General features: G+C 32.5%; 12 protein-coding genes. All 12 read right to left on the bottom strand.

All coding sequences use genetic code 11. The annotated features are described in order from the left end of the window. Nucleotides 1-192: 192 nt before the first annotated feature. Nucleotides 193-1,497, bottom strand: coding sequence for an AMP-binding protein (locus Q1A73_RS00985; RefSeq protein ID WP_299600529.1), 1,305 nt, complete (start codon nt 1,495-1,497; stop codon nt 193-195). A gap of 4 nt (nt 1,498-1,501) precedes the next feature. Continuing rightward, nucleotides 1,502-3,142 carry a C45 family peptidase gene (locus Q1A73_RS00980; RefSeq protein ID WP_366141409.1) on the bottom strand — a complete coding sequence of 547 codons (1,641 nt, stop codon included), beginning with the start codon at nt 3,140-3,142 and terminating at the stop codon, nt 1,502-1,504. A gap of 26 nt (nt 3,143-3,168) precedes the next feature. Then, the gene (locus Q1A73_RS00975) at nt 3,169-4,710 is read right to left on the bottom strand and encodes an NAD(P)/FAD-dependent oxidoreductase (protein WP_299600526.1); all 1,542 of its coding nucleotides are present in this window, start codon (nt 4,708-4,710) and stop codon (nt 3,169-3,171) included. Nucleotides 4,711-4,713: 3 nt separating this feature from the next. Further along, on the bottom strand, nt 4,714-8,391 hold the full coding sequence (locus Q1A73_RS00970; protein ID WP_299600523.1) for a 1-acyl-sn-glycerol-3-phosphate acyltransferase: 3,678 nt from the start codon (nt 8,389-8,391) through the stop codon (nt 4,714-4,716). Then, the gene (locus tag Q1A73_RS00965) at nt 8,384-9,592 is read right to left on the bottom strand and encodes a DUF2062 domain-containing protein (protein WP_299600520.1); all 1,209 of its coding nucleotides are present in this window, start codon (nt 9,590-9,592) and stop codon (nt 8,384-8,386) included. Before Q1A73_RS00965 ends, Q1A73_RS00970 begins: the two co-directional genes overlap by 8 nt. Nucleotides 9,593-9,676: 84 nt before the next feature. Continuing rightward, complete coding sequence (locus tag Q1A73_RS00960; RefSeq protein ID WP_299600518.1) at nt 9,677-10,147, bottom strand: hypothetical protein; 471 nt, start codon at nt 10,145-10,147, stop codon at nt 9,677-9,679. A 10-nt stretch (nt 10,148-10,157) separates the two neighbouring features. Beyond that, on the bottom strand, nt 10,158-10,523 hold the full coding sequence (locus tag Q1A73_RS00955) for a 3-hydroxyacyl-ACP dehydratase (protein ID WP_299600515.1): 366 nt from the start codon (nt 10,521-10,523) through the stop codon (nt 10,158-10,160). A 1-nt stretch (nt 10,524) separates the two neighbouring features. Continuing rightward, complete coding sequence (locus Q1A73_RS00950; RefSeq protein WP_299600512.1) at nt 10,525-11,145, bottom strand: hypothetical protein; 621 nt, start codon at nt 11,143-11,145, stop codon at nt 10,525-10,527. Further along, entirely contained in the window at nt 11,126-11,722 is a 597-nt protein-coding gene (locus Q1A73_RS00945) for an outer membrane lipoprotein carrier protein LolA (RefSeq protein ID WP_299600510.1), read from the bottom strand. Before Q1A73_RS00945 ends, Q1A73_RS00950 begins: the two co-directional genes overlap by 20 nt. 25 nt (nt 11,723-11,747) lie before the next feature. Beyond that, nucleotides 11,748-12,470, bottom strand: a complete 723-nt coding sequence (locus tag Q1A73_RS00940) for a polysaccharide deacetylase family protein (protein WP_299600507.1) — start codon at nt 12,468-12,470, stop codon at nt 11,748-11,750. Nucleotides 12,471-12,514: 44 nt separating this feature from the next. Then, nucleotides 12,515-13,579 carry a beta-ketoacyl synthase chain length factor gene (locus Q1A73_RS00935; RefSeq protein ID WP_299600504.1) on the bottom strand — a complete coding sequence of 355 codons (1,065 nt, stop codon included), beginning with the start codon at nt 13,577-13,579 and terminating at the stop codon, nt 12,515-12,517. Next, the gene (locus tag Q1A73_RS00930) at nt 13,579-14,775 is read right to left on the bottom strand and encodes a beta-ketoacyl-[acyl-carrier-protein] synthase family protein (protein WP_299600501.1); all 1,197 of its coding nucleotides are present in this window, start codon (nt 14,773-14,775) and stop codon (nt 13,579-13,581) included. The genes Q1A73_RS00935 and Q1A73_RS00930 overlap by 1 nt, the downstream gene beginning before the upstream one ends.

Raw genomic sequence — 14,775 nt, 5'->3', positions numbered from 1 at the left:
GAGTAAGGGTATATCAATTTTACAAGTAGTAATAATGAAATTATTATAACCCATAAAGATTTTTCTAAAATTAGAATAATTCCTACTTAAATCGTAAAGTTTTATAGAAAATTTTCTGTCAATTTAAACAGACATCCTTCTTGTGATTGAAAATCAAAGACATAAAATCAATAGTGAGTAGAAATCATCTCACTACTTATCTGTAGATACTAATCCCCTGGAGTCTATAAATGAAATGGGTTTTCTGCTCATCTCTGGGAATTTTTTTGCTTTTAATGCCTCTTTAGAATTTAATACCAAGTCCGGCACCACTCTAAGATTGGCTCTAAGATGTTCTTTTAGTTCTTTTTGTCGCAATGCAGAAAGTGTATCCGATACATGAATTAATAGTTTATCGGTTCCTAAATCTCCTGTAATCACCTCAATAACATACATTCCCAATCCTTCGAAACTAGTTAATACCTCGATAACGCTTTGCGGATACAAAGTAGTTCCCTTGTATTTGATCATATGTTTCTTTCTGCCCAAAACCGGGCTTAATCGCATCGTTGTTCTACCACAGCTACAAGGTTCTGTATGTGCTTGTACCATATCACCAGTCGTGTAGCGAATTAGTGGCATTGCTTCAATTCCCAAAGTAGTAATTGCTAACTCTCCCACTTCTCCTTCTTCCACTGGAATACCTTCATCATCTAAAATTTCGGTGATAATCAATTCTGGACGATGGTGTCCTCCCTGATGGGCGGAACATTCTGTAAACGCAGTACTCATCTCGGTAGATGCATAGGTAGAATACAATTCTATATCCCACTTTTCTTTAATTTTACTACCAAGGGTATTCAACTTAAAATCTTGATCTCTTAATGGTTCTCCAATACAAATGGCAGCTTTTACAGAAGAATTATTATAATCTATTCCGTTAGCTTCTGCATAGGAAATCAGTTTTAATAAAAAGGAAGGGACTACCACCAAATAAGTAGATTGAAAACGATGTATAGAATCCCATTGCAATTCCGGAATTCCAGATCCTACTCTAACCATAGCTGCGCCTAGTTTTCTGGTGCCTAGAAAATATGCTAATCCTGCCATAAATCTACGATCCAAGGTTGTTGTGAGCTGTACCACATCATTTTTAGTAACTCCCGCAGTAGCAAAAGAAGTAGCCTCATTATAGGCCAATCGCTGCAAATCCTTTTCTGTAAGAGCAAAAGTAACTGGCTTTCCTAAAGTACCCGAAGTAGTTACATAATCTACAATCTCTGATTTTGGAACACATAAAAAATCATCATTATACGCTTGTAAATCATCCTTAGTTGTAATCGGTAACTTTTTAAGATCTTCTACAGTATGAATATCAGATGCTGAAAGACCTAGTTTGTCAAATAATCGTTTATAGTAAGGAGAGTTTTTTAATACAAAAGAAATTAATACTGTGAGTTTTTCGTTTTGCATTTTTATTATCTCCTCTTGTGTAGATCGTTCTATATCCTGAGTCATCAGCTTAAATTTTTCGTTCGCATTTTCTAATATACTTCTGTATATTTTTCACATCCGGAACTGTAGTTACTTCTCTTTTTAATGCTTGCTTAAAAGCTATTAATGCTTTTTTATACTTTTTATGAGTATAGTAATACTCGCCCAATACATAATAAGTAGCCCAATAATTAGCATTTAAATTCTGAAATGTAGTAAGCTCATCGTCAGAAATAGCTATTTCATTTTCGGTAGCGCTTTCTATCTTTCTACTTAAAATTCTAAACGCTTCATAGTTCTCATATGTTTTGGTGTGGATAAAAGGATCTTCTGGAACATTCATTCCTTCTGAAGCAATCACCACTTCTTCTTTTTGCACGGCGATACTATCAAAAACCTGATCCAAATCATATGCTACAAACTCTCCCATTTGATAAGGATTGGTAGACACCCATACTCTTTTTTCTTCTGGTTGAAAAACAATACCATGATGTGCTAACATCTGATTTAGTGCTTTTTCATTACCGTAACCAATCAGCTTATCTTTTAATCCTTCTCTATTTCTTAAAATGGCAACTGCCTTTTCTGGGTTTAGTTTATCATTTTCTGATAAGAGTTCTGTCATTCGCTGATATCTATAAAAAGAATGACTCTCTTCTATTGCTTTTTGGTTGCGTTTATCTTCTTTATAAGAATCACTCTGAAAATGATTAGAACAAATCAATTGATTAGAATTAGGAACATGATACACTCCAAAATTATCAGGAGAAACTTCTATCAAGGCTGCTCTTTTATCTTTGGCACTACCAATCATAATAGATTCTGAAACGAATACTTCTCTTTTCTTTGCAATTGCTACTGCTTCTTCTATAGTCGAGGCATATTGTAAAATTTCTCTGGTAAGGATGGAAATTGGAGTTTTGGCAATCAAAGGAATTTTTGATTTTCCTGCGTTTATGGTAACGGTTAATCCCGTTTCATTCATACCAGATAATGCTCCCATCATTCCTGCCCAGCCATACGTCATAAATTTATATCCTTCAGCAGGATTCATGAAGGTAACCAGTTTCTCTTTAGAAAAATCGTCACCTGCATAGAAATCAAAATTACGACCTATTAACAGTTTTCCATCATCAGTTTTATCGCCCCAAGCGGCAAAGGAAGTACATCCTACCAACATTAAATCTTGCAATGCATGACCAATGTCATGAGCTCCATGCGCATAGAGCATACGTACATAAGGCTCTGCAAAATCATTATAATCATTGGAAGCATAACGAGAAACTCCGTAAATCTCTGTTTTAAACTCCTCGGGAACATTAAGATGTAACTTTCTATTATACCATGCTACCACTTTACTTAAGAATCTTAAATAACTTTCTGAAGGCACTAATTCTGTTACTTTTCCAATAAAAGCATCTTCCTGAATCTTTATCAACTCTCTACTTAGACTTCCGGCAGCAATACCTCTTTCTAGTGGTTTCCCTTCTATATACAGCTCCCATAAACCTTGCTTATTTTTTCGCAATAGATTATTGTTAAGCGTAAAGAATGTATCACTATGTTTTATTCTTGTGGTATCTACTGTTTCTATTCCCGAAATATCAGGTCGTGCTTCTAGTGATTTTTTAACACCACAAGAAGATACGAGTAACAATAGAACTACCAAAAATATATGATGTAAACAACTCTTCATTAGGAATCTAACAACTCTTTTTCAGCTAAGGCACTTTTGATATCCTTCAATAACTTTTCTTTTCCCACCAGTTCTCCGCAAGTAACTACAGCGCTAATGGTAACACCTAATACTCCATGCATGTTTAGTCCTTGCCCCGTAAATAATAAATTAGGAATCTTAGTTCTTGGAGATAGAAATGATTTCATCGGATTATCAGCATCTTTTGCAAATCCGTACATAGATCCTTCATAACAACCAATATAATCTCTATATGATAAGGGTGTTGAGGTATGCACAGACTTTATGCATGATCGAATATTTGGAAACTTCTTTTCAATTTCTTTGAGGTAAGCTTCTATTTTTCTTTGCTTAAATTCTTCATAATCTTCACCTCTTTCATTCTTTTGCGCAACCGTATTAAATGTATCTGCCCAAGGAGCAGTTTCTTCAAAACGCATGTACGCTATCGATGTTAAATTTTCGGCATAACCAGGGTTTTTAAGATCCTCATTCATTGATATCAAATACGCTTCTGGCCAGTTCTCTTCCTTATACTCCTGTGTAGTCCATACTTTTTCTGTTGTATGTGTATGATAATAGTTTTTATTCAAGTAAGGGAAGGTTCCTTTTTCAAAAACTATATAAATACTGAAGGAAGAAATGATGCTTTCTGTATTTTGAATCCTTTTGTAATACAAATTCCTGAAGCGTTCTTTACCAATAATCTGCAAGGTAAGTTTAGGATCTACATTGGAGATAAAATTATCACCATAGAACGTATCTCCTTTGGTTGTAGAAACAGATACTATTTCTTTTTCTTCAAAATTAAATTTATTAACCTCTTGATACTTATAAATTGTTCCTCCCAAAGCTCTAAATCTCTTTACCAAGAGTTTTGCTATCTGACTTCCTCCTTGTATGCATCTCCAAGCACTTTCCATATACGAATTGATCGACAATGCGTGTACGTAGAAAGGTGTTTTATCTGGATCGCCAGCATATAGCAAATTGGAGCCTGCAAGTACAGCTCTTAATTTTGGATCTTTTACTACACTATCGATATAATCTTTTGCCTTAAGTGTCAAAAGATCTTCTCCATAATAGCGATCTCCTTCTTCTAAATTGTACAGTGGGAATTTATAACACGTATCTTTTACTTTCTGTACATACGTCCTTATTCCTTCCTCTTCTTCAGGAAAGAACTTAACCAATTGCTTTACAAAATTATCATACCCTTGAGCATGCGGATATTCTTTTTCATCACCATCAAAAGTTATAACATCATACGCATCTAAATTCATTCTTTTGATCTTAAGATCATCCATGATATCCAAGTACGAAAAGTATTGATATAAATTTTGTCCTTTATCTAATCCTCCTATATAATGAATTCCGGTATCGAATATGCTTTTATCTCTTACAAAAGTCTGTAGATTACCTCCAAACTGATTGTTTTTTTCTAGTACACATACTTTTTTACCTTCTTTGGCAAGAATGTTCGCAGAAACCAATCCTCCTAGTCCACTACCGATAATAACAACATCAAATTTATCTTGCATGTATTATATTCTATTCAAAACTGTTAATCCAAATTCTTGAGAAGACACTTTAAAAGTTCCTTTCAACAACTCGGAAAGATAATTTTCTTCAGAGAACAAAACGATACGTTTTATATCCTCTGATACTATTTTTTCTAAATGTTGTGGTTGTACTGGTATAGCTGTATGTAACAAAAGTACATCAAATTTCGACGATGTCAAATCTTCACTATCCACAAATTCTATTTTGTTTCTAATTGTAGTATAGCAATTTTTTACAACACTTAATTTTTCACTATCCGCTACTATTCCTTTGAGTTTAGCATACGGTCTTTTAAAGGAAATGTATAACAATAACTGTCCATACTGATCATCATATACCAAAACTCGTTCTTTATGATCAATATAACTAGTAGCTTTATAGAATCTTTCTTTGTTTTCTGAATAATCCAATGCTACTTTTCTGTAACAACTTTTATACCTATAATTATTCAGTAATGCTTTTTTATAGTAATCTACGCCTTCTAAGTCACTCTGTAACTCTGCATATTGATCTTTGAAATATGCGCTTATCTTTTTTGTTCTTTCGGTATAACCTTCGCCAAAATTAGCATCATCATTTGTAATTCTAGGTAATATCTTTAATTGAATAGCGCCATCGTGGATAATAAAATCTCCTTTTGGAGATACCTGTGCATTTCCATGAATAACAACAGGTAAGATGTCCAAATCTAATTCTTGCGCTAAATAAAAAGACCCTTTGTGGAATCTACTCATTTTTGCCGTATTTGTTCTACTACCTTCAGGGAATGCAATTAACGAATATCCTTGTTTTACTTTTTCTCTAAGATGTTCCACACCGCCTTCTATACCTGAAGAAACCGGATAAAAACCTGCCAATTTCGCAGCACGACCAAAAACCGGATTATCATATACCCAATCTTTTACTAAAAAGATAAGTTTTGGATACAACATTCCTATAGAAATAATATCCAAAAATGAAGAGTGATTTGCTATGATAATGCATTGCTTACTGAAATCTTCGTTTTCTGGATTATACACTCTCTTTTTTACAAAAGGATTAGAATATAACACGGATCGCATCAATTTAGAAACTACCCTATGAAAAACACTCATTTTCTTTTTCATCTTTGCAGGAAACCAAGGAATGATCAGACTGCTTAGTAGTGATACGATAAATCCTCCAATAATAAAATACCCAAAACTAAATATTGACCATAGTGTTTGTCTAAGTCTTAAAGGTGTTAGCCCTTTCTTTACTCTATTTGTTATAAAAGTTCTGAATAACATTGGCTGAATGGTAAAAGCCACCAAAACAGCTGAAAAAATCCCTATTAAGGATACTGTAGATATTGATCTTAATGCGGGATGTTTTGCAAAAATTAAAACTCCAACTCCCAAAATTGTAGTAATAACCGATAAAAGAATGGAAGTTTTATAAGTAGGAAGTTCTTTTACACCATAAGTAAATTCTTTTATTAAACCATTGGTAATAAAGATGCTATAATCTACGCCTAGACCAAAAATAAACGTGGAAATAATTACATTAAAAATATTAAAATCTATTCCCAAGATTTTCATGACTCCTAAGGTTATCACCCAGGTTATTGCAATCGGTAATGCTGTGATAAGAGTAAGCATAGGATCCCTGTAAAACAAGAGCAGCAATGCTACTACCGCTATTAAAGAATATCCAATTAACGAATTGAAATCGTTTTTAAGATTCCCTAATAGCGTTTCATTTAGCTGCTTCCGATCAATTACTACCGTGTTAGAAATCTTGCTTAGTGATGCATTTAGTTGATCTGTATTTTCATGATTTACTTTAATTGCAGAAACTACCGTTGCGAAGTTAGGTTCGGTAGTTACAAACTCTTCTAGGTACAATTCTTTGATATTTTGATACTCCTCGAAACCTATAGGATTAATTTTATTGGTAAGCATCGCATAAAACTGATGAAAGGTCTGAGGTTTAAAACCAAGAACACTTCCTTTTTCTATCAATAAATTAGTAAGAGAGTCTCTACGCTTTTGCGTCCAAAATTCATTCCAGAGTTTAATTTTTTCTTGCTGAGCTTCCTTGGATAAAACCACACCTCCTACAGAACTAAAATTAATAATCTCTTCATTAGTTTTCTTTTTTTCTAAGGTTTTAAACAGCTTATTATTGGCATTTAATGCCTCATTTAAAGAAGAACCATACGAAACCAAGTAGATTGATTTGGCTTTGTTATTATTAATACGATCTAAATCTTCTTCTGCCGCCAACAACTCTTCTGGTTGGTAGTTCATAGTATTTAAATCTGTATTAAAACCGACTTTATGGAATAAAAACAAGCCAATAATAAATATCAAGCTAATCAGCCCGATTAACACTTTGTTCTTATGAAAGTTGATTTGCGAAACTCTATCAATAAATGTTTTTCGCTCACTTTTTACAGTTTTAGAAAAGCGATATACTTGAGGAATAAATAATAAAGCAAATACCGAGGCTCCTACTACACTAATTGCTGCAAAAATACCTAGATCATTTAATGCTTCTGATTTTACAAAAACCAAACATAAAAATGCTACCGCCGTTGTTAAACTACTCATAAGAACTGGCATAGAAACATCTTTATACAATTCTTTTACATCATTATTATTTCTAAAATGCGTAAGAATATGTAAGGAATAATCCAATGTGATTCCTAATAACACTGAACCAATTCCAAGTGAAATAGCTGATATCTTACCTTTGATCAAATAGAGAATCGCAATAGCTACAATAGCTCCAAATACAGTTGGTGTAAAAATAATAAGAGGTACCGCTAGTTTTCTATAAAAGAAAATAAGTATTAGCAATAAGATTGTCATTGCGATACTTACGGTAAGTTGAATATCACTCTTTATTTGTTTTGCATTGGCTACAGCGTATAATGTAGATCCAAACAAAGTGGCACTTGCAGTTTCCTGATAAGTAGTATTTAAGTCTTCTGTAATTCGTTTTAATTCTTCAACAAAAAGAGTATTCTCACCTGTTTCATTTGTTGCCAATGCAGGTGTAAGAAATAGTAAGAGATTTTTCTTGTCTTTGGTAACTAAAAAACCATTATACAAATCATAATTATCTCCTAGTTGAAGCTGTGCTAGTTTTTGAAGACCTTTTGGTGTTAATGTTAATGGATCTTTTACAATATATTTTTGTGTTACTAAACCTGCTGGAGATATTAAAGACTTATAATTGTTTTCTATCACTTTTGTAATAGAATCTGGATTGATCTGTCTATCGATAGTTTTATAATCTTCCTCCGTTAGAAAAAAAGGAAGATGCTGATACACAAAATCGTATAATTCCATAACATTATCATCTGCCACTTTTCCTTGTATTTTTTCAACATATTTTGGCAAATGTTTATTGATAGAATCAATGTAAGAAGATGCATAGCTAGTGAGGTTATCGGGATTCTCACTTCTATTAGAAATATTAACTACTATCTTATCTGAAAAAGAAACTGTCTTTAGTACCTTTTGGGTAACCTCTGATTTATCGCTATTAGGTATCAATCGAGTTATATCTTCTTCGAACCCAATTCTACTAGCAAGAAATGCAAAAACTGCAACACACCCAACAATTATTGGCCAGGCAATTAATTTGTTTCGCCTGATATATTGATATAAGGAAAGAAAAAAATTATGCATCCACAGCCTCTTTTTTAGATTTGCGAAAGCTAAAATACAAATACGCAATGACTCCTGAAATTGATGACACTAGTGTTGCTAAAATTATACTCCCCAAAATATATTGACCTAACCCTTTAAAAACGTCTGTTCCGGATTTAATATCTTCTATATTAAGTGTAGCATCCATTTCTTTGCCCATCGCTATAGCTCCTATCTGATAGCTACCATAAATTATAAAAGGAATCAACGGCGGAATACTGATGTTAGAAAACAAAAAGGCAATAGCCCTATTAAGTTTTAATAAAACTGCTAGCGATATTACCAAAATTGTTTGAAAACCCCATAATGGAGCAATACCTATAAAAAGACCCAAAGCTATAGCACTGGCTTTTTTTATAGGGGAATCATTACTTCTTAATACATTTTCTCTCCAGTATTTTTTAAAGCCTTTTTTTTTTACTTTCCCAATTAATCGTTTAGGCAGATAAAAAAACAATGTTAGGGTAACTAACCAAGTATTTAAAATGCTGATTCTGGTAAAATCTTTGAAAGGTCTAAAGTGAGAAACTCTTTCGGTTTCATCGTATAGCACCTGTACAGGTATATTTCGAACTTCGACATTTCTCCAGGCAAGTTTTACAATAACTTCTATTTCTAACTCAAATTTTGTGGTAAACAGTTTTAATTTAAGGATCTCTTTGATCGGATATAATCGGTATCCTGATTGGGTATCTTTAAGTTTAATTCCTGTTTCTACATAATACCAAAAATTAGAAAACTTATTTCCAAAACTACTTTTTCCTGGTACTGTGGGATCATCCATATTACGTGATCCAATAAGCAATAGAGAAGTCGCTGGATCTTGCTTTTCAAGCTCATTTAAAAAAACAGGTAAATCGCTAGGAAAATGCTGACCATCACTATCGATGGTGATCATATAATCATACCCTAATTCTGATGCTACTTTAAAGCCTTCACGAAGTGCCATTCCTTTTCCTTTATTTTCAGGAAATGTTATGACGTTAAGAGAATTTTGATATTGCTCTAAGATATTTGATGTACTATCGGTAGATCCATCATTAATAATAATGATCCGATCCGTATATTTCATAACGCCTCGAATTACTCTATCCAAAGTTTTATGATTGTTATACGTAGGAATAAAAACACAACAATTTAGTGTTTCAAAACGTGAGTCAAATAAAGTGTTTTCTGCCACAGCGCTATTTTTTCCGATGCAAAAATAGCATAATAATAATTTTAATGGTAAAGGAATTAACTTTTATAGAAGTAAGGAAGGGTATTATTTAAAAGCTTCGGAGGTAGACATAAAACCTTTAATAAATTCTTTTAACTTAGGAGAAGATACTTTTTCTACATTATCAATAAGAAAACTTTTGTCTTCCTCCTTATTTTTATAATACCTGGTAATTCTAGGTGCACTACTTTGTACACTTAGCCTAATCATACGTAATTCTATATTAGAAGGATCTGACTCGATAGCTTCTTCTATCATTTTTTTTCCTTTTCTAAAAAAAGATATTTTGTCTCCTCTACTATCTGCATAAGAAGCTTTCAAAGTTAATGCACAACCATAATAAGCCGATAACACTGGATCCTTTTGGTAATTGGTATTTTGGGTAACTTTATAGAATTTCTCAGTATTTTCTTTAGTGTCTTTAGCATATCTATATAGGTTGCGTACCTGGGTTATATCAGTGTTTATACCGCTACTAAAAAAGAATACTCCAATAAATAATGCTAAAAACTTCATAATAATCGATTTATAATTTTACAAAAGTAATTACAACTTTTAAGGCAACTGTATCATCATATTTCACAGTACTTTTCACTTTAATCTCTTCTTCACCATCCTTAAAATCATTGGTAATCTCTAAATCTGGATTCTTTTCCGGATTGATAACCGCCATAAACTTTACATTAGACGATTTTTTCATAAACAAAGAGCAACCTGTTCTCTTTTCTGTTAGTTCCTTTATAATCTGTAACGTACACACTCCTGGTGTTACAGGATTACCAGGAAAATGACCTTTAAAAATATCATTATCCGGATTTAAAGTGATAGTCGTTATCTGCACACCATCCCTTACAGAATCTTCATTAATTTTATATAAATCAGCTATTAGCATATTATTTCAGAAAGTTTAATTCAATATTTAATTTAATATTTTTATGGTCAATCTTTATATTTTTTGCTACTTGATCCTTTGATACTTTATTGAAAGACACTATTACTTTTTCTTTCATTTTCGTAGCCTGTACAATCTTATCTAATCTCTTATCAGAAATCCTGTAAAAATAGTAATTACTTCTTTTTCCGTTTCTATTTTTTAGAACATTGTAAGAATCATTATAATATTTTCCAATAACAGGTCCCTTTTCATCCACTACTAATGAAAAATCTCTAATTAAAGTGTTTAAGATTATTTTTCTATTCAACTGTTCTACAACACTATTAATCTTAAAAGAATCATTTTCTAATTCTATGTCAAAAAAAGTAGATCCAAACTGAGAAGTAAACACAATACGATGTTTATCTTCTGATATCTTTTTTATTATTAGAATACCACTAAATTCATTACCATATACCTTTATATCTGCTTTATAAACATAATCAATACTGGAGCTTGCAAAATATAAATTTTCAAATGTATCAGATTCTTTTACATCAGACTCGATATAATCTTTTACTGTGGTTACTTTACAACTATAAAAACTAAGAAGAAGTATGCTAATGTACAAATACCGCATCTGGAATTGGTTTGTTAACAGATGTGTTTTTAAATTTGATAAGTGTATAATCACCTGAAGGCTCTATAAGTTTTACACTAGAGACCAAATAGCTCTTTGACTGAAAACCTAATACAATCTCTTTAAACATATTTTTTAATGTTTGGTCTTTAGGAGATAATTTAGCTATATATATCCCTTTGTTTTTATAAAAACGCATTGCAAACTGTGATTCATCGAGCATATCACCACTAACACTTTTTGCGATAAGATCATTTAATTTTTTGAAAACTTTATTCGAAGCCAAATTAATATCGCTTTTCTTACCTGCATCATTAATATATAACTTCTTATCCTTAAAGATTACGCTATATTCATAAGGTTTTAAATAAGACCATTTAATGATATTAGGCGATTTGAAATATAAATCTCCATTACTTTCTATATCATTAGAAAGAAAATCAATATGCTTTAATTGTGTAAAAGTATTTACAATAGTTTTAGATTTCTTTGCACTAGCACTTACTGCATTTACAAAAGAAGTAGCTTCAGGCTTACTTAATTCTACTTCTTGAGCCATTACCCATGAAGTACTCATAAAAAAAATAGTACATATAAAAAATCTAAGCATATGCCTGTATTGAAAATAGTTCATCTATAGTTACGGTTGTAAAGTTATTCCTTTGCAAAAATAGCAACAATTGTTCCAATACTGACAAAGTAATGGTTTTTGTATCATGTAGTAAGATTACATCTCCATTTTTAAGGTTTTTAGTAATTCTTCTAAGAATCACTTTTTCGGAAGGAATGGTGGTGTCAAAAGACCTTTTATTCCATCCAATTACAGTATGCCCCGTAGCTTTTACAGCTTTGGCAATATTTGGATTCGTAATTCCATATGGTGGTCTAAATAGCAAAGGTCTTCTTGTCGTATATTTTTCTATAATACGATCTGCGTCCTTTATCTCATTCGTAAATCGTTCGGTACCATACATATCAATCAACTTATCATGACTAAAGGTATGATTACCAATCACATGATTCTTTTTAGTAATTTCTCTTACGATTTCAGGATATTTCTCTACTTGCTTACCTATGCAAAAGAAAGTACATCTTACACCATACTTATCTAATATTTTTAGAACTTCTAATGTATTGGGATCAGGACCATCATCAAAAGTAATCGCTATCTTTCTTTGATTAATTTTTGAATTATTACTAAGACTTTTTAAGAAATAGCCAGATCTAATATTCGCAACACCATACCCTGTAATTAATAACCAAATAAGTATTAAAACAAATAAACTCCACCAAGGGAGTTTATCAAATATTATTGCTGCTAGCATCAACGAGCCAGCTATAACACTTATAATATTAACTATATTTCTAATTAGCATCTTTGCAATAAAGCAATACTATGGTTTTTTCCAAGATATTGATTGTATAGAAGTACTGTATCATACTTCTTAGCAGTAGTTGAATTAACCTTTAAAATATCAGGTACAGTATTCTTCTCAAAAATCTTACATCCAAGCCAAAAACCGAAACTAGAAGCTACAGGATAATCTCCTATTAAATGCTTATAACACAATTGTTCAGTTTCCGAAAAAAGAGAGTCCTGAAGATTTCGATAATAATGATCATAATCGATATCTCCATTATTTCCAAGAATTACAGCATCAACATCCTTTATAGAAATACCTTTACGATCTAAGAAAACCACAATGTGTTTCTCAGCTTCTTCACTACTTGCCTTACTAATCGTTTCAATATCTACAATTTTAGCATGACTAGTATCAGTTTTCTTACTACCCAGCATCATAAAAGTAGCTCCTTCGCTATGAACCGTACCTCCAGTTTTAGAATTCAGAAGATTAATTACATCGATATCATCTTCTTTAATCTGCCCATCTAATTTATGTAATAATGTAGAATTCTTAGCTACTTCATCAATACCTCCAACTAATATATTCTTTTCAGGCTCTTCCAATAACATAAGCTGCGCGTCTATGAGAGAAGACTCAAACGAAGCAGCTCCCTGAACGTAAGTTAGATTGTATGCTTTACATCCTAAACCAAGCGCTACCTGTCCTCCAACGGTATTGTGAGTAGACTGAATAAACAATGTTGGAGTTAGAAACTGTTCATCATCATATAGAATTTTTTCAAGAAACTTTTCAGAATCTTGTTTACAACCCATTCCAGTCCCTGTAATAATAGCATCTGGCATTTCTACGCCAGAATTATTTAAAGCTATAGAAGCAGCAGTAACACCCATTTTTACAGACTTGGACATACGCCTCATTGCTGCTGGCTTTATAAACTCCTTATAATTCGGATCGTGAGCTTTAAATATCGATGTTTTATGAGAAATTATTTCTTCCAAAAATCTATCCGCATCTGTGGTAGGTTGCGCCGAAATATTAGCGATACCGTTTATATAGCATTCTCCCATTATTTAGTAAAAATTAAAGTAGAACAATTTCCTCCAAAACCAAATGAATTAGATAGAATGGTGTTTAATTCCTTTGAAAGCAATTCAGTTTGTGGAACCAAAGCAAACTCTTGCATTTTAGTCTTAAAATTCAAGTTCGGAAAAATTAAATTCTCACGAAGAGACAAAAGAGAATATACAGCTTCTACAGAACCTGCAGCTGCAAGTGTATGCCCTGTAAATGCTTTAGTAGAACTAAAAACAGGTGTTTTATCTTCTCCAAAAATTCTAGTCATGGCAACACCTTCGGATAGATCATTATTAGGCGTAGCCGTTCCATGCGCATTTACATAATCTATCTCTTGCGGTTCTAAACCAGCGATCTTTAATGCTTTTTTCATGGCTAAATAAGCACCTTCTCCATTCGAAGAGGAAGCAGTTTGATGATATGCGTCATTTGCATTTGCCCATCCAGCTACTCTACCAAGAATTTTTTTATTTTCTTTTTCCACGATTTCCTCACTCTCTAGCACTAAAAATGCTGCAGCTTCTCCTAAATTAAGACCTTTTCTATTGTCATCAAATGGAGTACATTCTTCATCTGATAAAATCATTAACGTTCCAAAACCATTGATGGTAAACTTTGATAAAGCATCCGTTCCTCCTACAATCATTCTATCGATCTTACCAGCTTTGATCATACGCGCTCCCAACATGATTGCATTCGCTGCAGATGAACATGCTGTACTAATAGTAGACACATAACCATTTATCCCTAAATAATTAGAAACGGATTGTGTAGTATACCCAGCATGCTGCGCTTTTATAAATCTTCTGTTTTCTTCTGATTCTGGATATTGAAGATAGAACTTTTCGGTAGTATCCATTCCTCCAACACTTGTTCCAGAGATAAAACCTGTTCTGTATTCGTTAATATCAGAAATTTGGGCATCTACCAAAGCTTCTTTTGCTGCAATTGCGCCAAGCATTGCTGTTCTGGAAAAACTATTTAAAGGATCTAATCCAAGTTCTTTTATAAGATCTTCATTGGTCTTTTTAATTTCACCAACCATTATATCGTCTTTATGACGTGTTTCGATTAGATCTATTCTAGAAATTCCGTGAGAAACAGATTTTAAAGCATTTAAATTTTCTTCTACGTTATTCCCAATAGAAGAAATAATTCCCATACCAGTTATGGCAACGCCTTTATTCAT

It is taken from the genome of uncultured Aquimarina sp., from assembly GCF_947492115.1.
Lineage (GTDB): Bacteria > Bacteroidota > Bacteroidia > Flavobacteriales > Flavobacteriaceae > Aquimarina.
Note: the sequence above shows the minus strand (reverse complement) of the source record. Positions and strands in the feature narration are given on the sequence as shown.

Bases quoted from the DNA above. Each gene is read 5' to 3' on its own strand.
- Q1A73_RS00985 (WP_299600529.1), bottom strand. From the start codon at position 1,497: ATGACTCAGGATATAGAACGATCTACACAAGAGGAGATAATAAAAATG.
- Q1A73_RS00975 (WP_299600526.1), bottom strand. From the start codon at position 4,710: ATGCAAGATAAATTTGATGTTGTTATTATCGGTAGTGGACTAGGAGGA.
- Q1A73_RS00970 (WP_299600523.1), bottom strand. From the start codon at position 8,391: ATGCATAATTTTTTTCTTTCCTTATATCAATATATCAGGCGAAACAAA.
- Q1A73_RS00960 (WP_299600518.1), bottom strand. From the start codon at position 10,147: ATGAAGTTTTTAGCATTATTTATTGGAGTATTCTTTTTTAGTAGCGGT.
- Q1A73_RS00955 (WP_299600515.1), bottom strand. From the start codon at position 10,523: ATGCTAATAGCTGATTTATATAAAATTAATGAAGATTCTGTAAGGGAT.
- Q1A73_RS00950 (WP_299600512.1), bottom strand. From the start codon at position 11,145: ATGCGGTATTTGTACATTAGCATACTTCTTCTTAGTTTTTATAGTTGT.
- Q1A73_RS00945 (WP_299600510.1), bottom strand. From the start codon at position 11,722: ATGAGTACTTCATGGGTAATGGCTCAAGAAGTAGAATTAAGTAAGCCT.
- Q1A73_RS00940 (WP_299600507.1), bottom strand. From the start codon at position 12,470: ATGCTAGCAGCAATAATATTTGATAAACTCCCTTGGTGGAGTTTATTT.
- Q1A73_RS00935 (WP_299600504.1), bottom strand. From the start codon at position 13,579: ATGGGAGAATGCTATATAAACGGTATCGCTAATATTTCGGCGCAACCT.
- Q1A73_RS00930 (WP_299600501.1), bottom strand. From the start codon at position 14,775: ATGAATAAAGGCGTTGCCATAACTGGTATGGGAATTATTTCTTCTATT.